Origin of the sequence: Inediibacterium massiliense, assembly GCF_001282725.1 — a bacterium.
In the GTDB taxonomy this organism is placed as follows: domain Bacteria; phylum Bacillota; class Clostridia; order Peptostreptococcales; family Thermotaleaceae; genus Anaerophilus; species Anaerophilus massiliensis.
The window spans coordinates 346,997-370,487 of record NZ_LN876587.1; the positions used below are offsets into that span (position 1 = coordinate 346,997).

Sequence of the window (23,491 nt, forward strand, 5' to 3'; positions counted from 1 at the left end):
AAGAAGATGGACTAGACATATATATGGTATGAATAGAAATATATTACATGTTATGAAAATAATAAGGGGGAAAAAGCATGAATAACAGGTTAGCTAAAAAAATTGAATCCTTAAATATGGAGTTGACAAAAGTATTGAGTGTAGTAGGTACAAAAGCAGAATTAGAGATTAGTAAAAAAGTTTATGATGAATTTATGAAAATGGAGTATTATCAAAAGAATCCTCAACTTTTAAAATATGTAGATTTTAAAGATGATAAACTAGGCAGAAAAAGTGTAGTAGCAACATTAAAAGGAAAGAAAGGAAACAGCAAAAAAACAGTTGTTTTAATAGGACATATAGATACGGTGGGTATATCAGATTATGGAAATCTCAAGGAATATGCTACGAAGCCCTATGAATTAGCAAAAAAGCTAAAGAATGTAACTTTATCAGAAGATGCAAGAAAAGATTTAGAATCAGGAGAATGGATATTTGGTCGAGGAATTTTTGATATGAAATGTGGAGTAGCCATCTTTATGGTTTTAATAGAATATTTGTCACAAAGGTTAGATGAATTTGAAGGAAATTTAGTATTTGCAGCTGTAGGAGATGAAGAAGCTAATTCCGGAGGTATGTTATCAGTAGTACCAGAATTGGTGAAAATGAAAGAAAAAGAAGGGTTTGAATATGTAGCAGTTATTGACACAGATTACAGTGCAGAAAGATATGAAGATGATGATAGCAAATATATATACATAGGAACAGTAGGAAAATTAATGCCCTCATTTTATATAGTCGGAAAAGAAACTCATGTAGGAGAGCCATTTAAGGGAATAGATCCAAATCAATTGGCAGCAGCAATTACACAAAAAATCAATTTAAATGTAGAATACTCAGATATAGCAGAAGGGGAAGTATCTCTTCCACCTATTACTTTAAGACAACAAGATATGAAAGAAGAATATTCTGCACAAATTGCAAAAACAGCAAATCTATATTTTAACTATGCTACTCATATGAGTGGTCCTGATGAAGTAATGGAAAAAATGAAAGGGGCAGCAAAAGATGCTTTTGAAGAAGTCATCCATTATTTACAAAAACAATATGATACCTTCTGTGAAAAAAGTAAATTTCCACAAAGAGAGTTACCATGGAAGGCTAGAGTCATGTCTTATCAAGAATTGTATAAAAAAGTAAAAGAACAAATGGGTGATGGATTAGATGAACATATAAAAGAGTTAGAAGAAAGATTATTACAAGATAAGACAGTAGATGATAGAGATTTTAGTTTGAAAGTAGTATCAGAAGTACATAGTATGTGGTCAGATAAAGACCCTATTGTGATTGTATATTTTGCTCCACCTTATTACCCTCATATATATGTGGAGGGAGTAGAAGAAAAAGATAAATTATTATTAGAATCAGTAGATCAAGCAGTAAATAGTATGGATGTAAATTATAACATAGTATGTAAAAAATTTTATCCATATATATCAGATTTAAGTTATGCTTCTGCACCAAATGACGATAGGGTAATAGCAGCACTTAAAAATAATATGCCAGCATTTGGAGTAAAGTATGATCTTCCTTTAGAAGATATGCAAAAATTAAATTTACCAGTAGTCAATATTGGACCTTTTGGAAAAGATGCTCATAAATTTACAGAAAGATTAGAAAAAAAATATTCATATGAAATAGCTCCAAAGCTAGTATATGAAACAATTATGAATCTTTTAAAATAGTACATATATGATTGAAGAGTATTACTAAAAATAGCTAAGGAATCTTTAGCTATTTTTAGTATACAAAATTAGATGACATAAATTTTTATATTAAGTTTTATATGATTTGGAGACGATTAGCAGATAATTTGATATTATATAATCATAAAGTAGCATATGTTTTGATGAATACATAAGGAGGAATACAAAGGATGAATAATTCTCACACTTTTGAAACAAATGAAGATATATTAGCAGCACTTAAATTAGTATTACCCTATTTGAATAAAATTGTTCATGAAGATATGGTAGTAGGTCTTACAGATTTAGAAAAGTATGTAGGATACCATAGAGCAAATGAATTTGAGCTAGATTTATCAGAGGGAAAACCTATAAAAGGAATCAAGACCATAGAAGAATGTATTCGTTATGAAAAAGAAACATTTGCAGATGTGCCAGAAGAGGTATATGGAAGAGCCATAAAAACCATCTTTACGCCTATATATGGTATAAATCATGAAGTGATCGGAACCTTAAGCTCTGGAATAGATTTTGCAAATAATAAGAATCTTGTAGAGAGTATTAATAACCTAGCAAAAGTTGTAAAACAGGCAACAGAAAGTATTAATCAAGTTTCAGTATCTGCAGAAAGCTTAGCTGAAACGGGACAAAATGCTATTATGTGTGTCCAAGAATTAAATAAAAAGCAAAAAGATACAACAGAAATTTTAGAATTTATAAAAGGAATTGCAACTCAAACAAACTTATTAGGTTTAAATGCTGCTATAGAAGCAGCTAGAGCTGGAGAAAATGGAAGAGGATTTGGAGTAGTAGCAGAGGAAATAAGAAAATTAGCAGATCAGTCTCAGGATGCTGTTAAAAACATTCAAAATATACTTACGGAAATGAATAGTACTGTAAGTCAAATTAGCAATACCATAGAAAGTACAGGAGCTATTAGTGAAGAGCAGGCAGCTTCAACAGAAGAAATATCATCTAGTATGGAACAAATTAATAGTGCTGTGAAGGGATTAGAAGTATTTGTAGAAAGATATAAGTAATACCGATAATAGAAGTTACTTGGATAGGCAGGATGTTTTAAAAACTGGGAAAAAATACTTAGGGGGTGTTGGGATGAATAAAAAAATTCATACAATGTATTTTAGTCCTACAGATACAACGAAAAAAATAACATTAGGAATAGGAAATAAAATTTTAGAAAGTATAGGATATGAAGAAAGTATGAACAATATTGATTTTACATTGCCTACAGTAAGACAAGCTAAAGTAGCTTTTACAAAAGAGGATGTTGTTATTGTAGGAGTGCCAGTATATGCTGGAAGAGTTCCTAATATATTGTTAAAATATCTAAATTCTATCCAAGGAAATGGGGCATTGGCAATTGCTGTAGTTGTTTATGGAAATAGAAATTATGATGATGCGTTGATAGAGTTAAAAGATATTCTTCAGAATAATGGTTTTCATGTAATTGCAGGAGCAGCATTTATAGGAGAACATTCTTTTTCTAAGATACTTGCAAAAGGTAGACCGGATGAAAAAGATATGGATTTAGTCAGTAAGTTTGCTGATGAAATATATACAAAAATTACAACTCAATCTTTAGCTGAAAGTGTAAAGGTAAAAGGAAATACACCCTATAGGAAATATTATATGCCTAAAAATAAAAATGGTATTCCTGTAGATATTAGAAAGGTAAAGCCAAAAACAAATGATCATTGCAAGAATTGTAAAATTTGTGTAAATGTCTGTCCTATGGGTTCTATTGATTTTGAAGATGTTTCTAAATTAAACGGTATTTGTATTAAATGTGGAGCATGTATTAAAAAATGTCCTGCTCATGCAAAATATTATGATGATGAAGATTATTTAAGACACAAATATGAATTAGAAGAAGAGTATTCTTTTAGAAAAGAGCCAGAATTATTTATATAAAATAAAAGTTTTTACTTCACTAGAAACAATAAAACCCGTAGATGATATATTATTTTATCTACGGGTTTTAATTGTTATCCTTGTTTTTGGCCTTTTCCTCTAGCTTTGATAGGTGGTAGTGGTTTTTTATGTATGAATTCATAATATAATTTTACTACGTCAGGAAATAATCTTTTATCTGCAGGAGTTAAATTTTCGTCAAGATATAAAGTAATACGGAATTTTTGTGCATCTTCCTCAGTTGCAGTAATTTCATCTAAACTTTTTTCATAGGATGATTCTAAGCTTTCAGCAGCTTGGATTAAATTTTCTCTTTCTTCTTGATTAGATTCTAATAAAAATTGATTAAAACCTTCTCTATTCATAAAATCCCCTCCATCATTAAATATCATATTATATATAGTTAGTTATTCTATAAAAATTAAATAAATCCTTCAATTTATGGAATATTTTACATTATAAAAAATAAAAATAATAAGTTAATGAAAATTTATCTTTATAATAGTATCATTGTGGGTATCTTTCATAGTAATAAATCAGGAAGAGAGGAGAAAGAAAAATAATTTTGTGGTTTTAGTGGAGTATGATACAATAGAGGAAGTTTTGTGAAAGATTGATTATTTTATAAAAATAAGGAAAAAATAGAGTATAGGAAAGAAGGTGTCATATGATTCAATTAGGAAAAATACAAGTATTAAAAGTAATTCGAAGTACGTCTATAGGGGTCTATTTAAATGAACAAGAGAATGAAGATCATGATGATATTTTATTGCCACAAAAGCAAGTACCAAAGGATATCAAAGTAGGAGATGAAATAGAAGTATTTGTTTATAGAGATTCTGAGGATAGAATGATTGCTACCACTAAAAAACCTAAAATAACCCTTGGAGAGTTAGCCAAATTAAAAGTGATAGAGACTACCCAAATAGGTGCCTTTTTAGATTGGGGATTAGAGAAGGATTTATTTTTGCCTTTTAAGGAACAAACCAATAAGGTACAAGTAGGAAGAAGTTATTTAGTTTCTTTATATATAGATAAAAGTGATAGATTATGTGCTACGATGGATGTTTATAAATTATTAGAAGAACAATCACCTTATAAAGAAAATGATAAAGTAAGTGGTACTATATATAAAGTGAAAAGAGAAATAGGTGCTTTTGTAGCAATTGATTTGAAATATCATGGGCTCATTCCACAAAATGAATTTTATGGACATTATATGTGTGGAGATGAAGTAGAAGCTAGAGTTATTAAAGTAAAAGAAGATGGAAAATTAGATTTGAGTTTAAGAAAAAAAGCTTATAAGCAAATGGATGAAGATGTACATATTATTTTAGAGGAATTAGACAGATCTATGGGGGTGCTTTATCTTAATGATCAAAGTTCTCCAACAAAAATAAAAGAAGAACTAAATATGAGTAAAAATGCATTTAAAAGAGCTATTGGGAGATTATTAAAGGAAGGCAAAATTAAATTTACAGATCGAGGAATAGAAAAAATATAATTTGAAATAAAAATTCAAATGGCGATTGGTAGAGTATATATCTATATGATTTTATATTATATTCAATAAAATGATTAAATATAAATGATAAAAAACTTTATAATGGAAATTAAAAATATTTATAATTGATTGATCATATATTTTACATTCTAAAATGGACATCTACTTAAAAGAATAGATGTAAGCTTGTAGACAAAGTCATAAAAAACGTCACTAAAATTTCAAATTTTATGACTTTGCTAAAATATAGTTTGTCAATAGTCGGACATCTACTTAAAAGAGTAGATGTTTTTTATTATATAGGAATTGGCGACATGGACAATTTCCATAGGAATGTTCGAATTTTGATACAAAAATGCAAATTTACAAAGAAATAAGACTGAATAATGCTAACTTTTCAAAAAATATATTGTGAAAATACATACAAATTATGCACAATTATAGAAAAATATGACAAAAAGTACTATAATAAAAATGTATTAGCAAAAATGCGACATATTATATTATTGAGAAAAGGAGAAAAGTTATGAAAATTTACGGAAAAATTACTCATTTAGGATTAACAAAAAAGGTCTTGCTAGTTATAAGTATGGTGATTCTTCTTGTATTTAGTGTAACAGGTACTTATTTTCACAATTATACAAAGGATAAGTTAACTCAAAGTGTTGTTAGAGAAATAGAACTAAAATCTAATGGAATTGCTCAAAATATAGAAGAATTTTTAAAAAATGAACAAACTATAACAGAGCAGATGAGTACAAATCAACAAATCAAACAATATTTAGAAGAAATAACAACCTATGATGAAATTACAGTACATCCATTATATAAAGATGTCGCAAAAACTTTAGAAGAAATCAGAACCAAAGATCCATCTATTTTATTTGTATGGGTAGGAAATGAAAAAGCAAATTTTTATATTGATCAAGATGGAGCTGTATCTGGTAGAGATTATGATCTAAAAAGCAGACCTTGGTATGATATGGTTATGAAGGCGGATCAAGCAGTGTTTACAGATCCATATATTGATAATGACATAAAAAAATTAGTACTTTCTGTAATGAAACCCATTAAAAAAGATAATCAAGTAATAGGAGTAGTAGCAATGGATATTTCTTTAGATGCTATTCCTCCAATTATGAAACAAAATGTGATTGGTCAAAAAGGTTCCAACTTTTTAGTTACGAGACAAGGAGATTATCTTTATCATGAAGATTCTAAAAAAATCATGAAAGACAATATTTTAAAAGAAGAATTTGTAAAAGGAAAGGGAGAACAGTTTATTCAAGGGGATCAACATGTAGAGGAAATTATATATAAAGGAAGACCATGTTATTTCTCTTATACGCCTATTCCAATAAACAAATGGGCAGTAGGACTTTTGGTAGATCAAGAAGAAGCTTTAGGAGAATTAAAAGAAGTTTCTTTAAGGGTTTTTATCTTATATTTATTGGGTGCACTGCTTTTAATAGGAGTAGCATATTTTATCATAAAAAAAAGCATTCATCCTATTTATATTTTGACAAAGCATGCTAAAGAAATTGCAAAAGGAGATTTAACCATAGCCATACCAAGAAATTTATTATCCAAAAAAGATGAAGTTGGAGATTTAGCAAATGCTTTTGACAATATGACTCAAAGTTTTAAAGAAGTGATTCGAAATATTGTGGAATCTTCTGAACAAGTAGCAGCTTCTTCAGAAGAATTGACAGCTACTTCACAACAAGCTTCATCTGCATCAGATGAAGTGGCCAAGACCATAGAAGAAATTGCAAAAGGAGCTACAGATCAAGCACAGGATACCCAAAGAGGACTTGAAACATCTGAAGAATTAGGAAATCTTATAGAAAACAATCAATGTTTTGCAAAAGATATGAATAAAACTTCAGATGAAGTGATAGAATTGATTCATGGAGGATTAAAAATTATCACAGAATTAATTGATAAGACAGAGCAGACAGATGATGCAACAAAAGATATTTTTCATGTGATTACAAAAACAAGCGAGAGTTCTAATAAAATTGGAGAAGCTACTAATGTCATTACGTCTATTGCAGAACAAACCAATCTTTTAGCGCTCAATGCGGCTATAGAAGCTGCTAGAGCAGGAGAACATGGAAGAGGTTTTGCTGTAGTAGCAGAAGAAATAAGAAAATTAGCAGAGCAATCCAATTTATTTACTACAAAGATAGATGAAATTGTAACAGAACTAGTAAAAAATGCCAAGCTTGCAGAGGAAACTATGAAAAATGTATCTATGATCATAAAAGATCAAGAAGAAAGTGTAAAAGAAACAGAAAAGAAATATAAAGAAATAAATAATGCCATTCAAAATGTAGAAGAGGTCATTGTAAAATTAAATGACTCAGGAACAAAAATGGAAGAGAAAAAAGTAGAGATTTTACAAACCGTTCAAAATTTATCAGCTATTGCACAAGAAAATGCAGCAAGTACAGAGGAGGCTACAGCTTCTGTAGAGGAACAAAGTGCATCTATGGAAGAAATTGCGAATGCAAGTGAAGAATTAGCAAAATTAGCTGAAGAATTGCAAAAAACCATTGCTCAATTTAAAATATAAAAAAGTCTTTCTTCAAAAGATTTGTAAGTAGACTTTTTGAAATACATAATGAAAACTATAGACTTTTTCACAATTTTATTCAGTATATAATTTCTTATGTATTATAAAAAATACCCGTAAGGGTATTTTTTTTGAAAAAGATGCTTTTTATGTATTTAAAAGGTATAATAGAAAGGAATGATACATATAGAGGAGTAATCAAAATGAATAATCAAATGAATATGAAGGGCACCTTATGTGCTATTTTTTCAGCAATTTCTTTTGGAACTATGCCTATTTTTGCAACATATGCTTATAAAGGAGGTACAAATGCTATAACAGTTGTATTTTTAAGATTTCTTTTTTCAGGTATTTTATTAAGTTGTTATTTTTTAAAACAAAAAATAAATATAAAAGTTAAAAAGGATACTCTTATGAGTTTGATTTTTACGGGTATTGTAGGGTCTTCTTTAACTTCTTTAACCTTATTTTTATCTTATCATTACATTTCAGTAGGACTTTCTACTATATTACATTTTATATATCCTGCTGCAGTGATTTTTTTATCCTTTTTATTATTTAAAGAAAAGCTTTATAGGAGCAAAATCATTTCTTTGATTCTTTCTATTATAGGAGTTTATGTATTGATAGGTTTTAACTCTATAAAGCTAAATATGTTTGGAGTTATGCTGGCATTGGTTTCTGGAGTCTTTTATTCTATTTATATATTAGAAATTGGACATAATGTAAAAATAAAAGATATGGATAGTATTATTTTAACCTTTTATATTTCTATTTTTTCTGCAGGAAGTATATTTTTATTTGGAATGTTTACAGATAATTTGATAATTCCAAAGGATATATATTCTTGTATTCCTATTGTTGCTATTGCTTTGGCATCTACTTTAGGATTGTTAAATTTTTCTATAGGGATTAAGCTTGTAGGACCTTCTAATACATCTATATTAAGTACATTTGAGCCTATTACAAGTATAATTCTCAGTTCGATTTTATTTGGAGATCAAATTACTTGGAGTACAATGATTGGGAGTCTCATGATTATTTTATCTATATATGGAATTATAAAAGGATCAAAAAATAGTGAAAAAGATAGGCATCTATCAAAATAGATGCCTATCTTTATTTGCTTAAAAACATATTAATATCCATAAGCTTTTGATTTAATTCTAAAAGTTTGTTTTTTAATTTATCATAATCTTTCTTTAGCATTTTCTCATCAATTAAAAGATCTGTTTTATATACTAAATTGTCAAATACAGTATATATTTCTTGTAATTCTTTAATAATATTTTCTTTTTTCTTAATAGGTTCTAGTATTTCCTGAGAATAGCTTCTAAGCATATTATCTTTGATCTCAAACACATATCCCATATTTGGAATAATCGTATCTATATGAAATTTTTCTTGTATAAGATCTGAAAAAGCTTGAGACGATTCTTCTTCCCCATGAACAATAAAAACTTTTTTGGGAAGTTTTTTAAAGCCTTTGATCCAATCTATTAAATCATTTTGATCTGCATGACCTGAAAAACCTTCAATACTATAAACTTGTGCTTCTACTACAACTTCCTCGCCCAATAATTTTACTTTTTTTGCCCCTTCTTTTAACTGTCTGCCAAGAGTTCCTTCTGCTTGGTAACCTACAAATACAATACTATTTTTCTTTTTCCACAAATTGTGTTTTAAATGATGAAGGATTCGTCCCGCTGTACACATGCCACTAGCAGAAAGAATAACTTTAGGGTAAGGCTGAGTATTTAATCGCATGGATTCTTCTTGGCTTTTGACATAATAGAGATTTTCAAAATTAAAAGGATCTTCGCCATTTAATATTTGTCTTTTGGTTTCTTCATCAAAACAATCTGTATTTTCTCTATAAACTTGTGTAGCAGATACAGCCATAGGACTATCTACATAGACGGGAACTCTCATAAAAGCTTCAAGTTCTTTAGTATGAGCATAATATTTATTTAACTCATAGACAAGCTCTTGAGTTCTATTGACTGCAAAACTAGGAATGATTACAGTTCCGCCATCTAAAGTTGTTTCATTGATAATTTCAATCAGTCTTTTTATGCTTGTTTCTTGTTTTTCATGAATTTTATTTCCATAAGTGGATTCAATAATAAGATAATCTGCTTCTTCTATATATTCAGGATTTTTAAGAATTGGTTTATTTTTAATACCTAAATCTCCAGAAAAAACAATTTTTGCAGTCTTTCCTTTTTCAGTAATCCAAAGTTCTATAATGGAAGAACCTAATATATGGCCACCATCTCTAAAACGAAGAGCAATATCTTCATTAATTTCAATTTTTTGATCATATAAAACAGGAGAAAAATAATTTAGACTAATCAGTGCATCTTCAGCTGTATATAAAGGTTTTACAAACGGGAGACCTGCTCTTTTTCTTTTGTTGTTTTCCCAATTGGCATCAGATTCTTGTATGTGACCACTGTCTACTAACATAATATTGCATAGATCTCTTGTAGCTTTTGTGCTAAAGATTTTACCTTTAAATCCATCATTCACTAATTTAGGAATTCTTCCACTATGATCAATATGAGCGTGACTAAGGATTACAAAATCTATTTCAGCAGGATTGAATTGAAAATTTTCAAAGTTTAGTTTTTCTAGTTGTTTGCTTCCTTGAAACATACCACAATCAAGCAGTAGCTTATATTTATCTGTAGTAATTAAATAATTAGAACCTGTGACTACTTTTGATGCTCCTAAAAATTGTATTTGCATGAGAAGTCCCCCTTTATATGATGTATGATCTTATTATACTACAACAAAGTATTTTTTTCCCATAGATATCAAATGAGTGAATTATATTATGATTAAGTGAAATACTTTTTATTTACTTTATATATATGTAAAAAATATTTTATTTACAATACAAGTAGCCAAGTTTACAAATATAATGTGTATTACATATGATAAATAAAAGACATCTATTGCGAAAGCAAAGGTGATCTAGATGAGCAGTCGAGAAATCGACTGCTTTTTTTAAAAAATTATAGAATTGTTAAATGATTAGTAAAGTTTTAAAATGTTTATATGGTAAATTATAACTAAATTGTACAGAAACTGTAGAAAAAAGTAATAAAAAATAATATAATATTATTTAATATGATAGATTTATATATTAGACATTAAAGAAGAATCATGTGTGGAAAAATAATAAATCAATTAAGAGAGAAAGGAAGAAGATTATTGAAAACGTTCTTAAAAAAGAAATATTTTAGTATAACCAAAAAGGTTCTCTTGGCAATAACTTTAGTGGTGATATTGATTTTTATGAGTACAGGTATTTATTTCTACCACTATACAAAAGATATAATCACCGAGAGTATATCAAATGAAATTCAGTTAAAATCTAGACTTGCAACTCAAGAAATACAACAAATACTTCAAAATCAACAAATCATTACACAGCAGATGAGTACAAATCAAGAAATTAAAAAATATCTTAAAGAAGTCAATACTTATGATCAGATCCAATCCCATGTCCTTTATGAGTCTATTTCTCATACGTTAGAAAAAATAAAAGAAAAAGATTCTTATATTCTTTCTGCTTGGGTAGGAAATGATAGAGGAAATTTTTACATTGATAGTGAGCATAGTGTCTCTGAACCAGAGTATGATGTAAAAACAAGAGATTGGTATGAAGTAGTTATGAATGATAGACAAACAGTATTTATCAAACCTTATGTAGATGCAGATACAAAAAAAATGATTGTATCGGTTATGCAATCTATCCGAGATGAAAATAAAGTGGTTGGATTTGTAGCTTTAGACATTTCTCTTGAATCCATTCCTAAGATTATGAAACACTATGTAATTGGAAAAGGTGGATCAAATTTTTTAGTTGCACAAGATGGTACTTATGTATATGCAGAAGATTCTAAAAAAATCATGAAAGAAAATATCTTGCAAGATTCAGAGTTGAAAGATATTGCTTCTCATATGATTAATGGAGAGACAGATATTAAACAAATTACATATAAAAATAAAGATTATTATATATCTTATAAGCCGATACCTCTTAACAAATGGTCTATAGGGCTTTTAATCGATGAAGAAGAAGCATTGGAAAAATTGAATGAAGTTACATTAAGAATTATTTATCTTTATGTAGCAGGTGCACTGATTTTAATATTGATTGCATATGTTATTATTAAAAAGAGTTTGGCACCTTTAAAATTTACAACAGAGCATGCAAAAGAATTATCCAAAGGAGATTTAACAAAAGAAATTCCACAAAAGCTTTTAGATAAGAAAGATGAAGTAGGAGATTTGGTACAAGCATTTGATGGAATGACAAATAACTTTAGAAAATTAATTGGAAGCATTATAGAATCCTCCGAGCAAGTGGCGGCTTCTTCAGAAGAATTAACGGCTATTTCACAACAAGCAGCATCTAGTGGAGAAGACGTAGCCAAAACCATAGAGGAAATTGCAAATGGGGCTACTGATCAAGCACAAGATACACAAATTGGAGCAGAACGTTCTTTAGAATTAGGGCAACTGATAGAAAAAGATCAAGAATATATAAAAGAAATGACAGATTCATCTAGATCTGTGGTTCAATTAATTCAAAATGGACTAGATATTATTGAGGATTTGATTCAGAAAACACATGAGACAGATGGAGCAACAAAAGATATTATACAGGTTATTAGCAAAGCAAGTGTAAGTTCTAATAAAATAGGAGAGGCTAGTAATATGATTGCATCCATTGCAGATCAAACCAATCTTTTAGCACTGAATGCAGCTATAGAAGCAGCAAGAGCAGGAGAACATGGAAGAGGATTTGCAGTAGTAGCAGAAGAGATTAGAAAGTTAGCAGAGCAATCTAGTTTATTTACTACAAAAATTGATGAAATTGTAAGAGAACTTGTGGACAATACAAAACTTGCACAAGAGACGATTCAAAATGTATCTATGATCATCAAAGATCAAGGAGAAAGTGTGAAAGACACTGAAAATAAATACAGAGAAATTGCAAAAGCTATTAAAGTATCTGAAGAAATTGTAAAAAAATTAAATTTCTCAGGAAAAGAAATGGAAAAGAAAAAATCTGAAATTGTAGATACGATCCAAAACTTGTCTGCCATTGCACAGGAAAATGCAGCTAGTACAGAGGAGGTTACTGCCTCTGTAGAGGAACAAACTGCATCTATGGAAGAAATTGCAAATGCCAGCGAAGGACTAGCAAAACTTGCAGAAGAACTTCAAAAGTCTATTGAACAATTTAAAATATAAAATTCTTAGGATAAAAAGCCCTTAAAATATAAAAATTTTAAGGGCTTTTTTAGATATCATTTTTTATAGTTCTCATCATATAAGAAATAGAATAACTTATAATATAAAGAATAATGAGAGGTGAAGAACATGTGGAATTTTAAAATTGTTACAATTGAAGAATTGATAAAGATGCTAAACAATTATAGTTTTAAGCAACTTCATATACATCATACTTATAAACCAGATCATAGTAATTTTAATGGAAACAACCATATTGAATTACAAGAAGCTATGTATCGTTATCATACTGAGACTAAAAAATGGTCAGATATTGCACAACATGTGACGTTAGCACCAGATGGAAAACTTATTACAGGAAGGGATTTTAATGTTTCACCTGCTAGTATTGCTGGATGGAACAAAGGGGCATTTGCAGTTGAGATGATTGGCAATTTCGATGTGGGAAAGGAGAAATTAGAAGGAGAGCAAAAGAAAAGCATATTAATGTTATCTAAATATTTTGCAGATCGATTTGGATATGATTGTATTAAATTTCATAGAGAAGGACCTTTTGTAACAAAGACCTGTCCAGGAAATTCAATTGATAAAAAATTATTTTTAGAGGAGGTTAAAAATATGGGAAAAATTTTTGTAGATGTAGATGAAAAAAAATGGTCTGCACCTTATATACAAAAGGCGTATGAATTAGAAATCATGAAAGGATATGAGGACGGTACTTTTAAGCCTTCTAATCCTTTAACAAGAGAAGAAGCGGCTGTTTTAATAGTAAAGTTATATGAAAAATTGAAAAACTAAAATATAAAAGCTCCTTGGACTTGATATGCTCCCCTTATAGTAGACAGTTAAAATAATACGACTGTTTATTATAAGGGGGGCAGTTTAGACTCAAGGAGTTTTTATATTTTGTTTTTTGATTAGTTCTAATGTTTCTATAATATTTTTTTTGTATTCTTCTTTACTTTTTGAGCCTATAATAGGCTTTCCTACTATATTTCCTTGCTGATCTACAAAAATACTAGTGGGATAAGAAGAGAGTGTATTTAAAAATTTAGTTTGAAGAATTTTATCAGGAATAATATTACTATAAGTAACTTTATTTTGAGATAATATTTTTTGTGCCAATTCTTCATGGTCTTGTGCATCTTCAATAATTCCTATGATGTTTACATTTTGCTTTTTCATTTCAGAATAGAGATTTTGAAGATCAGGTATTTGGTCAATACAAGGGTCTTCATAGGTAGCCCATATATGGATCATAGTCAGTGGATAATCTTTAAATATACTGCTGCTTATACTATTATGATTGATATCCATAGCTTCAAAGGAAGGAAATGCTCCCATTAGTTCAGCAGTATGCTCATCATGTGTTGGAAGAGTAGGTTTGAAAATTTTCACAGTATTTTTTATATTTGCAATATCTTTGTAAAATTGATCATACATTTTTTGTGATGATTGGGATAAACCTACAATTGTATTAGGATCTGGATAACATAAGTAATATACTAGATCTTCTTGTTCTCCAAGAAAAATATTATGAGCAAGTCCTGATAAATTTTCTATAGAAGTAGAATTTATTTTATCTTTATGGTAAATATTAAAATGTACTAGAGGTTTTAATGTATTTAAAAGGTCTTTCCATTCTTTTTCGTTTTTGGAATTGACATCCGTAGTAAAGGATTGCATTTTTTCTACACTTTCCTTTGGAATATAAGAAAGTTTAAGTCCCCCATATAAAGGATCAGAACTATCCGGAGAAGCTCCTAAAACAATACCATCAATATATTTTTCATTATTATCCCATTCTTTAGGCATAGTAAAGCTAAAACCTAACTCTGCAAGTTCAACAAAATGGTTTTTTTTAGATTGAGTTTGGCTAGGTTGAGTGAATGGATTTTTTTCTTTTTTAGAACAACCGATAAAAGTAAAGGGAAGTGTTCCTATCAATAATCCTAAAATGAATTTTTTAATCATATTATAGTGCCTCCTTATTTCTTTATTCTATTATATAAGAAAGTTTCTACTTCTTCTATATAGAATATGGTTTTTGTAGTATGCGATTACTAAAATTTTTATAGATGTAAACAATCATAAGCACTATGAGGATATGGAGTAAAGAAGCATTTTCATAATACATAGGAAATGACATAATGCATAAAATTATGGATCGTTCTATAAGTTCCGTTATATATTGCAAAAAAGTATATTTGTAAATTTTTCAAAGGACAACTTTTTTATTTGATTGATCCATAAAGAGAGATATTCTATAATAAAAAAGAAACCTATAGAAAAGAGGGAAGAATATGAAATTGTTTTTTATTTCTGATATACATGGTTCATTATATTATCTAAAGAAGGCTTTAGAGGCTTATGAAAGAGAAGAAGCAGATTATATAGTAATATTAGGAGATGCCTTATACCATGGTCCTAGAAATGCTCTTCCAAAGGACTATGATCCAAAAGAAGTAGCAAAAGTTTTAAATCAATATCAACAAAAAATTATAGCAGTAAGAGGAAATTGTGATAGTGAAGTAGATCAAATGATGATTGATTATCCTATGATGGGAGAGTATGCTATTGTTTTTTATGAAAATAAAAAATTGTTTTTAACTCATGGGCATATCTATCACAAAAACAATCTTCCTAAATTGTCTAAAGGAGATGTACTTATTCATGGACATACGCATATTCCAGTATTAGAAAAACTAGATGATTTTTATCTTTTTAATCCAGGGTCTATCTCTTTACCAAAAGAAAATAATCCTCCTACCTATGGTATATTAAAAAATAAAAAAATACAAATAAAAGATTTAGATTTTAATGTGATTTCATCTATGGATATATAAAAGTTCGCACGTTGCTATAGCAATGTGCGAACTTTTTTGGTTCTAATTTTTGAAATATTTACATATATATCATTGGAGTAATGTGGAAAAGGTGATTCTGTGAAAAAGAGAATATATATATATACTATCAAAATGAATAGAAAAGTTATATTTTTATTGTTTTTATTTATAGTGATTGTATTAGTATGCTTACTATCTAAAATAAATTTTTTACAAACGGTATTTTATTCTTGTGAAGGAAGAATTGTAATAGACCCAGGACATGGAGGAGTAGATAGTGGAACAGGAGAGAAATTTGGTATTTATGAAAAAGAAATCAATCTAGATGTAGCACTTAGACTAAGAAAATTAATAAAAAGAGATTTTAAAGTAACTATGACAAGAGATAAAGATACTTCTTTAGAAAGCAAAAGTGATTTAAATGATTCAAGATATAAAAAAGATTTACATGCTAGAAAGACTATGATCAACCAATATGGTGATTTATTTGTAAGTATTCATGTGAATGCTGATCCATATAATTCACGTACCAGAGGAGTTAAAATTTATTATTATCCCACATCAGATGAAAGTAAAAAATTAGCTCAGTCTATAAGAACAGAAGTAAATAAAATAGTATATAAAGATAGCTCTATCAAAGCAGAAATTTTAAAAGAGGACTATTATGTTTTAAGAGAGACCAAATGTCCAGGGGTATTAGTAGAGATAGGTTTTATAACCAATTCACAGGAGAGAAAATTAATACAAAATAACAAATACAAAAATAAAATAGCAAAATCTATTTACAAAGGAATAAAAAATTATATCAAAGAGAGCAGATAATTATCTGCTCTCAGGAAAGAGAATGGTAAATATTACACCATTTTGAATATTTTTAGCATAAATATTTCCTTTATGAAATTGAACAATTTTTTGAGTAATAAATAATCCAAGACCAAAGTGGCCATTATTTCCTTTATAAAATCTATGAAATAAATTGTCTAAGATCAATGAATCAATAAGGGGACCATCATTTTCAAAAGTAATTTTTATATTATGGTTTACTTTTTTACAATGAACATAAATTTGAGATTTAGCATATCTGAGATTATTTTCTAAAATATTTTCAAAAGCGATAGTTAATTCTTCTTCATTTCCTAACATGTAAATATCTTCTACAGAGGTGTGGATATGAATATGTGTATGATGAAAAGATAAACGATTGACAATATGTAGTAGAACTTCCTTTAAAGATATAGGATTAAGTTCTATTTTTCTTTTCATAATATAATCTAAACTATTTAGATATAGAAGTTTTTTTACTTTGTTCTCAAGATTTTTAGATTCTTTTAAAATGATATGAACTGTATCTTCAAGAGAGTTATTTAAATAAATCCCATCTAAAACCGCTTGTGCATAGCTATGAATAACCATAATAGGAGTTTTTAAATCATGAGAAACTGTTTGAAGAAAAATTTGTTCTTCCTGATCCTTTGATTTTAAAGATTCTTGCATAGAATGAATAGAGACAGCTAACTTTCCAATTTCATCCTTTCGGTCTAAAGCAATAGGTGTTGTCCACTCTTTATTTGCAATTTTTCGTACCTGCTTTTCCAGATATCTTAAAGGAGCTGTAATATAGTGTGCAATAAATTTTGCTGTAGTAATATTGATGATGGAGATGACAATGAGTACTTTACATATTCTTTTTGATAAATGACTTATAATTTCTTTTGGTTGAACATTTAATATAAATTGGTAAGTTCCACTTGAAAAAAATTCATGAATTGTAAACAATACTACCAGTGTTACAACAAAAGTGACTAAGATGACAAATAAGGTAATAATGATCCAAATTTGAAAGCCTAGTGGTTTATCCTTCATTATTTAACATCCTATATCCAAATCCGTAAATGGTTTCAATAGATAGGTGAGGTAATTTTTTTCGTAATCTTCGAATGGTATCATCTACCACTCTATCAGATCCATAATAGTTGTCATCCCATACTTTTTCTAGAATTTGTTCTCTTGAAAAGGCATGATTTAAATTCTTAGCCATAAGTATTAAAAGGTCAAATTCCTTGCTTGAAAGGTCAATAGGTTGATTATTGTATGTGACCATATGTTTTTCATAATTGATAGAGTAATTGTTAAGTTGAATGAAAGGTTTATAAGATAGACAATTAGGTTCATAAGTAAGTTTTAAAAGATTTTGAGTTTTGATGACTAATTCTCTTGGTAAAAAAGGCTTTGAGATATAATCATCACTACCAAGTTCCAATCCAATTACTCGATCCAAATCTTGATTTCTGGCAGAAATAAATATAGTAGGAGTAGAAGAATCGAATTCTTTTATTTTTTTTAATAGAGTATAGCCATTAATATCAGGAAGCATAATATCTAGAATCCATAAATGAGGAGGATTACATACTTTTTCTAGAGCAGTTTTGCCATCTAAAAAACTTTTTACTTCATATCCTTCTTTTTCAAGATACATTTTTAAAATAGAATTTAAGTTTTCTTCATCTTCTACTAAATAAACTTGATAAGCCATTTTTTCATCTCCTTTGTATTCTTTAGTAAATGATATCAAGGGATAAACTGTGGATATCATAGGAATATGACAATCTTCTTATAGATGATGATTAAAATTTTATTTGTATTATAAAACTGTATTCATTATATTATATATGAGAATATAAATGAAGAAAAAAAGCCTCTTTTAAAGTATAAGAGGCTTTTGGTCTACATATGTGTAGATTTTGATTTTTGTAAGTCTTCGTAAAATAATCTGAAATTTGGATCTACTTTTCCAATTCCTAGGTATCTTGCTTTGTAATCTTTTAATAATTTAAAGAAGGTTCCTGACAGTAATAAAATGGCAAATACATTTGCAAAGGTTGGAATGGCAGAAGTGATGTCTGCAAAGTACCACACATATTTTCCAGGAAGACCATTTTTAACAGCATATAAAACCATAAATAATCCTGGGAATGGATAGATAGCTTTATAAAATTTTAATATATTATTTTTAAGCTGAACTTTTTCTTTAAGGGAATGTCTAAGAATAATTTCATAATAAGAATACCATCCACTTGAAGTAGTAATACCAAATAAAAATGTACCAATAGCAACAATTTGTCTACCAATTGTACCTACACCACTTTCAAAAGCAGTTAAGGTAAGAGTTGCACCACTAAGACCAGAAGACCACTCACCAGTAATAATAATGAGTAATGCTGTAACTGTACAGACAACCATAGTATCTATAAATACTTCAAAGCCACCCCAAAGTCCTTGCTTTATTGGATGATCGGTTTTTGCAGTAGAGTGAATCATAGGAGATGTACCCCAACCAGCTTCGTTGCTAAATACAGATCTAGAAATGCCTAGACGAATAACTTGTGCTGTAGTAACTCCAGCAAATCCACCAATAGCTGCTGTTCCTTTAAAAGCACTAGAAAAAATTAGTGCAAAGGTGGAAGGAATTAAGGATGCGTTTTTTAATATGATAAAAAGTGCAGATAGAATATAGAATAAACACATGATTGGAACAATTTTACTTGCAATTTTTCCAAGATGTTTAATACCACCTAATATCATGAAATAATTAACAATTACATAAACAATAGCCACGCTGACCATACTGATGTTAAAAGTAGAACTTACAGCTTCTGAAACAGTATAGTTTTGAAGCGTAATAGGAAAAGTAGAAAAAATACCCAAACCAAATATAATAGCAGGAATGATCCAAAATTTAAAATTTCTTTCTTCCCCCAGACCTTTTTCCATATAATAAGTAGGGCCACCATAAGGATTTCCCTCTTCATCTGTATTTCTATAATAAACAGCCAAGGTAACTTCAGCAGTTTTAATAAGCATTCCAATTAGTGCCATAAGCCACATCCAAAATACAGCACCTGGACCTCCTACGGCAATGGCAGTAGCAACTCCTCCCATGTTTCCTACACCTACAGATCCTCCAATAGCTGTACTTACTGCTTCAAGAGGAGAAATGATCCCTTTCGAAACGTTTTCTTCTTCCTTAGATTTCTGAAATAATTTAAAAAAAGTTTGAGACATAATATGACCAAAGTAGCGAAATTGAAAAAACTTACTTCCAAAAGTAAAATAAAAACCAGTAAATAAGATTGTGATAATTAGAGGAAGTCCCCATAAGAAACCTACAATTGAATCTAGAATTTTTTCCATAATAATCTCCTTTCTAAATATTTTTTCTTTTGACAATATTTTAAAAGAAGATTGTAGAATAAATATCAAATAAATATGTGAAATTATGTGAAAATGGTGTGGAAATTCACAAAATTTCATCATCTTCATAAAAAATATGAAATTCAGAATCAATAGTTCCTTTGTGAAGATATCTAGCTTTATAGTCTTTTAAGAGCTCAAGGAATTTGTTGCTTAAAATAAGAATAGAAAAAATGTTAATGAAAGTAGGAATAGCAGTTGTAACATCTGCAAAATACCATATGTATTTTCCAGGAAGTCCATAGTTTACTACATATAAAACCATAAAAAGTCCAGGAAAAGGATAAAGAAATTTATAATATTTTAGGATGACATTTTTTTGATGGATTTGTCCATGAAAAAAATGTCTTAAAAGAATTTCATAATAAGAATACCAAGCACTTGAAGTAGTAATGCCAAATAAAAATACACCTATGGCAACAATATTTCTTCCAAAGGAACCAATCCCTTTTTCAAAAGCATTTAAAGCAAGCACTGCTCCTGTTTGGCCCGAGGACCATTCGCCTGTAATAATAATTACTAAAGCAGTAGTAGTACAAATGATCATAGTATCTACAAAAACTTCAAATGCTCCCCATAGACCTTGCTTAACAGGATGTTCAGTCTTTGCAGTAGAATGAATCATAGGAGAAGTACCCCATCCAAATTCACTACTAAATACAGATCGAGCCACTCCCATGCGAATTACTTGGGAAACAGCAGCACCACTAAAACCTCCTATGGGGGCAGTACCAGAAAACGCACTAGTAAAAATTAATTGAATAGAAGGAATAATATTATAATAATGTTTTAAAATAATGATGATTCCTGAAAATATGTAAAATAAACACATACAAGGGACAACGATACTAGATACTTTCCCAAGATGGCGAATGCCTCCAAAGATCATAAGGTATGTAAATAGGACATAAGCCATGGACACACTAGTCATATCTAGATGAAAAGTAGAGCTTAAAGCTTCAGAAGCACTATAATTTTGAAGAGTAATAAAAAAAGTAGAAAAAATACCTAATCCAAAGATGAAGGCTGGTAAAAACCAATGATGAAAGTTCATTTCTCTTCCAATACCTTTTTCAATATAATAAGTAGGTCCTCCATAAGTATTTCCTTCTTCATCTGTATTTCTATAATAAACAGATAAACTTACTTCTACTGTTTTAATAATCATTCCAATAAATGCTATAATCCACATCCAAAATACAGAGCCAGGACCTCCAACGGAAATTGCTGTGGCAACTCCTCCGATATTTCCCACACCAACAGAACTTCCAATAGCTGTACTTACAGCTTCAAGAGGAGAGATCATTCCTTTGAAATGATGACTTCTTGATAGATTTAAATATTTTCCAAAGGTTTCTTTGATAATATGTGGAAAATATTGTAGTTGAAAAAAATTGCTACATATTGTAAAATAAAGTCCAGTAAATAAAATTGCAAAGATTAAAGGAACATCCCATAAATAACTTACCAATGTGTCTAAGATTCTTTCCATAGAACCTTCTCCTTTCAAAAAAGCGAGACTAATGATTGATTTATACATCTTTTGTTTATCAGAATATTCACTTAAAAGAATAGAGATGTTTCAAGTATTTCAGTAGGATTTTCTGTTATGTAAAGCTTGATTCTATTGTAGTATTGTATGAAAAATATGTCAATATTTTCAGCTTTATAATAAAAGGTGTATAAAAATAAAAACATTTAGCTTGCTTCAAAAATAATAGGGAGGAGTAAATGGTATGGATTTAATTTTAAAAAATGGAAAAATTGCAACATTAGATTCAAAAAATTCAATTGTAGAAGCAATAGGTGTGAAAGATGGCAAAATTATAGTACTTGGAAAAAATCATGAAGTTTTAGAATATAAAGAGAAAGATACAAAAGTTATAGATGTAGATCAAAAATTAGTTTTACCAGGATTTCAAGATGGACATATGCATATGCTCAATTATGGATATACGAAACAAAAGCTTATATTAAATGAATGTGCATCTATTCAAGATTTAATAGAAAAAGGGAAAAAATTCATATTATCAAAAAATATTCAAAAAGGAAAATGGCTTTTAGGAAGGGGCTGGAATCAAGATTATTTTATAGATCCAGTATTTCCTAATCAAGGGAATTTAGATGAAATTTCTAAGGAACATCCCATCTGTTATACAAGGGTTTGTGGTCATATAGCTGTTGCTAATACTTATGCAATAAATATGTTAAAAAATAGATATGGAAAAATAGATAATGAAAATATTGATTGGGAATTAGGAATTTTTAAAGAAAGTGCTTTAGAAATGCTTTATGGAATGATTGATATACCTAGTGTAGAAGACATTGAAAAAATGCTTATGGATGCATCACTAGATTTAATAAAGTGTGGGATTACTTCAGTTCAAACAGATGATTTTGATGCTATGCCAGATCGAGATTTTAAAAAAGTATTAAAGGCGTATGAAGGATTAATCCAAAAGGATAAACTTCCTATTAGGGTGTATGAACAATGCCTTTTGCCGAGAAAGGAACAATTAACAGAATTTTTGAATTTAGGGTATCATACAGGATATGGAAATGAAAAATTTAGGATAGGACCGTTAAAGCTTTTATTAGATGGATCATTAGGAGCAAGAACTGCTTTTATGAGAGATGGATATGCAGATGATCCTTCAACTAAGGGAATTTGTGTTTATACTCAAGATCAATTAAATAAAATTGTTTTTTATGCTCATGAAAATGGGATGCAGATTGCTATACATGCTATTGGAGATGAAGCTATGTATATGGCTTTAGATAGTTTTTTATATGCAAATCAAAGATTGAAAAGAGAAGATTCAAGACATGGAATTGTTCATTGTCAGATTACCAATAAAGAAATTATAAACCGATTGAGTAAGGAAAATATTCTTGCTTATATTCAGCCTATATTTTTAGATTATGATTTACATATCGTAGAAGATCGAGTAGGAGTACAAAAAGCAAAAGAAACATATAACTGGAAGTCTATGCTTGAAAAAGGAGTTAAAGTCATAGGAGGATCTGATGCGCCTGTAGTAGATTTTAATATTATGAAAAATATCTATTCTGCTGTAACGAGACAGGATTTAAAGGGTAATCCAGAAGGAGGATGGCTTCCTAATGAAAAATTATCAATAGAGGAAGGAATAAAATTATTTACAAAATATCCTCCATTTGCATCTTTTGAAGAAAGTCAAAAAGGAATTTTAGAAGTAGGTAAATTGGCAGATATGGTTATTCTATCAGAGGATTTGTATACAATAAAGGAAGAAGAGATTAAGAATGTAGATGTTTTAATGACTATTGTAGGGGGTAAAATAATATATGAAAGATAAAAAAGAGATTCTTATGAATCTCTTTTTTATCTTTCATATATTATTGA

Annotated in this window: 18 protein-coding genes; 11 read left to right on the top strand and 7 right to left on the bottom strand. The window is 29.0% G+C overall.

The features are described from left to right. Window positions 1–77: 77 nt before the first annotated feature. From BN2409_RS10195 to BN2409_RS10205, 3 genes are all read left to right on the top strand, one after another. A complete protein-coding gene (locus tag BN2409_RS10195) occupies window positions 78–1,724 on the top strand; it encodes a M20/M25/M40 family metallo-hydrolase (protein WP_053956531.1) in 1,647 nt (548 codons plus the stop codon). A gap of 191 nt (window positions 1,725–1,915) precedes the next feature. Next, window positions 1,916–2,764: a methyl-accepting chemotaxis protein gene (locus BN2409_RS10200; protein ID WP_053956532.1), complete on the top strand. Its 849-nt coding sequence runs from the start codon at window positions 1,916–1,918 to the stop codon at window positions 2,762–2,764. Window positions 2,765–2,837: 73 nt separating this feature from the next. Beyond that, the gene (locus BN2409_RS10205) at window positions 2,838–3,656 is read left to right on the top strand and encodes an EFR1 family ferrodoxin (RefSeq protein ID WP_053956533.1); all 819 of its coding nucleotides are present in this window, start codon (window positions 2,838–2,840) and stop codon (window positions 3,654–3,656) included. Window positions 3,657–3,730: 74 nt separating this feature from the next. On the opposite strand, the gene BN2409_RS10210 is transcribed toward BN2409_RS10205, so the two are convergent. Next, window positions 3,731–4,021: a hypothetical protein gene (locus BN2409_RS10210; protein ID WP_053956534.1), complete on the bottom strand. Its 291-nt coding sequence runs from the start codon at window positions 4,019–4,021 to the stop codon at window positions 3,731–3,733. 302 nt (window positions 4,022–4,323) lie between these two features. Between BN2409_RS10210 and BN2409_RS10215 the strand changes: the two genes are divergently transcribed. The 3 genes from BN2409_RS10215 to BN2409_RS10225 all read left to right on the top strand — a co-directional run bounded on the left by BN2409_RS10215 (window position 4,324) and on the right by BN2409_RS10225 (window position 8,847). Next, window positions 4,324–5,160, top strand: coding sequence for a CvfB family protein (locus BN2409_RS10215; RefSeq protein WP_053956535.1), 837 nt, complete (start codon window positions 4,324–4,326; stop codon window positions 5,158–5,160). Window positions 5,161–5,686: 526 nt separating this feature from the next. Next, a complete protein-coding gene (locus tag BN2409_RS10220; RefSeq protein WP_053956536.1) occupies window positions 5,687–7,738 on the top strand; it encodes a methyl-accepting chemotaxis protein in 2,052 nt (683 codons plus the stop codon). Between the two features lie 203 nt (window positions 7,739–7,941). Next, window positions 7,942–8,847 carry a DMT family transporter gene (locus BN2409_RS10225; protein WP_199872998.1) on the top strand — a complete coding sequence of 302 codons (906 nt, stop codon included), beginning with the start codon at window positions 7,942–7,944 and terminating at the stop codon, window positions 8,845–8,847. 10 nt (window positions 8,848–8,857) lie between these two features. On the opposite strand, the gene BN2409_RS10230 is transcribed toward BN2409_RS10225, so the two are convergent. After that, window positions 8,858–10,489 carry an MBL fold metallo-hydrolase RNA specificity domain-containing protein gene (locus BN2409_RS10230; RefSeq protein ID WP_053956538.1) on the bottom strand — a complete coding sequence of 544 codons (1,632 nt, stop codon included), beginning with the start codon at window positions 10,487–10,489 and terminating at the stop codon, window positions 8,858–8,860. 537 nt (window positions 10,490–11,026) lie between these two features. On the opposite strand from BN2409_RS10230, the gene BN2409_RS10235 reads away from it, so the two are divergent. Together BN2409_RS10235 and BN2409_RS10240 are read left to right on the top strand one after the other, a co-directional pair. Continuing rightward, window positions 11,027–13,009, top strand: coding sequence for a methyl-accepting chemotaxis protein (locus tag BN2409_RS10235; protein WP_207642563.1), 1,983 nt, complete (start codon window positions 11,027–11,029; stop codon window positions 13,007–13,009). A 129-nt stretch (window positions 13,010–13,138) separates the two neighbouring features. Next, window positions 13,139–13,807: an S-layer homology domain-containing protein gene (locus BN2409_RS10240; protein WP_053956540.1), complete on the top strand. Its 669-nt coding sequence runs from the start codon at window positions 13,139–13,141 to the stop codon at window positions 13,805–13,807. Window positions 13,808–13,897: 90 nt separating this feature from the next. Here the strand turns inward: BN2409_RS10240 and BN2409_RS10245 are convergent, their stop codons facing one another. After that, the gene (locus BN2409_RS10245) at window positions 13,898–14,983 is read right to left on the bottom strand and encodes a TlpA family protein disulfide reductase (RefSeq protein ID WP_053956541.1); all 1,086 of its coding nucleotides are present in this window, start codon (window positions 14,981–14,983) and stop codon (window positions 13,898–13,900) included. Between the two features lie 329 nt (window positions 14,984–15,312). Between BN2409_RS10245 and yfcE the strand changes: the two genes are divergently transcribed. Both yfcE and BN2409_RS10255 read left to right on the top strand, forming a co-directional pair. Then, window positions 15,313–15,855, top strand: coding sequence for a phosphodiesterase (gene yfcE / locus BN2409_RS10250; RefSeq protein WP_053956542.1), 543 nt, complete (start codon window positions 15,313–15,315; stop codon window positions 15,853–15,855). A 132-nt stretch (window positions 15,856–15,987) separates the two neighbouring features. Then, on the top strand, window positions 15,988–16,677 hold the full coding sequence (locus BN2409_RS10255; protein WP_199873000.1) for an N-acetylmuramoyl-L-alanine amidase family protein: 690 nt from the start codon (window positions 15,988–15,990) through the stop codon (window positions 16,675–16,677). Here the strand turns inward: BN2409_RS10255 and BN2409_RS10260 are convergent, their stop codons facing one another. From BN2409_RS10260 to BN2409_RS10275, 4 genes are all read right to left on the bottom strand, one after another. After that, window positions 16,678–17,718: a sensor histidine kinase gene (locus BN2409_RS10260; RefSeq protein ID WP_053956544.1), complete on the bottom strand. Its 1,041-nt coding sequence runs from the start codon at window positions 17,716–17,718 to the stop codon at window positions 16,678–16,680. It abuts the gene before it with no gap. Continuing rightward, the gene (locus BN2409_RS10265; RefSeq protein ID WP_053956545.1) at window positions 17,708–18,388 is read right to left on the bottom strand and encodes a response regulator transcription factor; all 681 of its coding nucleotides are present in this window, start codon (window positions 18,386–18,388) and stop codon (window positions 17,708–17,710) included. Before BN2409_RS10265 ends, BN2409_RS10260 begins: the two co-directional genes overlap by 11 nt. A gap of 191 nt (window positions 18,389–18,579) precedes the next feature. Further along, window positions 18,580–20,046: an alanine/glycine:cation symporter family protein gene (locus BN2409_RS10270; RefSeq protein WP_053956546.1), complete on the bottom strand. Its 1,467-nt coding sequence runs from the start codon at window positions 20,044–20,046 to the stop codon at window positions 18,580–18,582. Window positions 20,047–20,152: 106 nt separating this feature from the next. After that, the gene (locus BN2409_RS10275; RefSeq protein ID WP_053956547.1) at window positions 20,153–21,598 is read right to left on the bottom strand and encodes an alanine/glycine:cation symporter family protein; all 1,446 of its coding nucleotides are present in this window, start codon (window positions 21,596–21,598) and stop codon (window positions 20,153–20,155) included. 244 nt (window positions 21,599–21,842) lie between these two features. Here BN2409_RS10275 and BN2409_RS10280 point away from each other — a divergent pair, with 244 nt between their 5' ends. Beyond that, window positions 21,843–23,444: an amidohydrolase gene (locus BN2409_RS10280; RefSeq protein WP_053956548.1), complete on the top strand. Its 1,602-nt coding sequence runs from the start codon at window positions 21,843–21,845 to the stop codon at window positions 23,442–23,444. Window positions 23,445–23,491 lie beyond the last annotated feature (47 nt).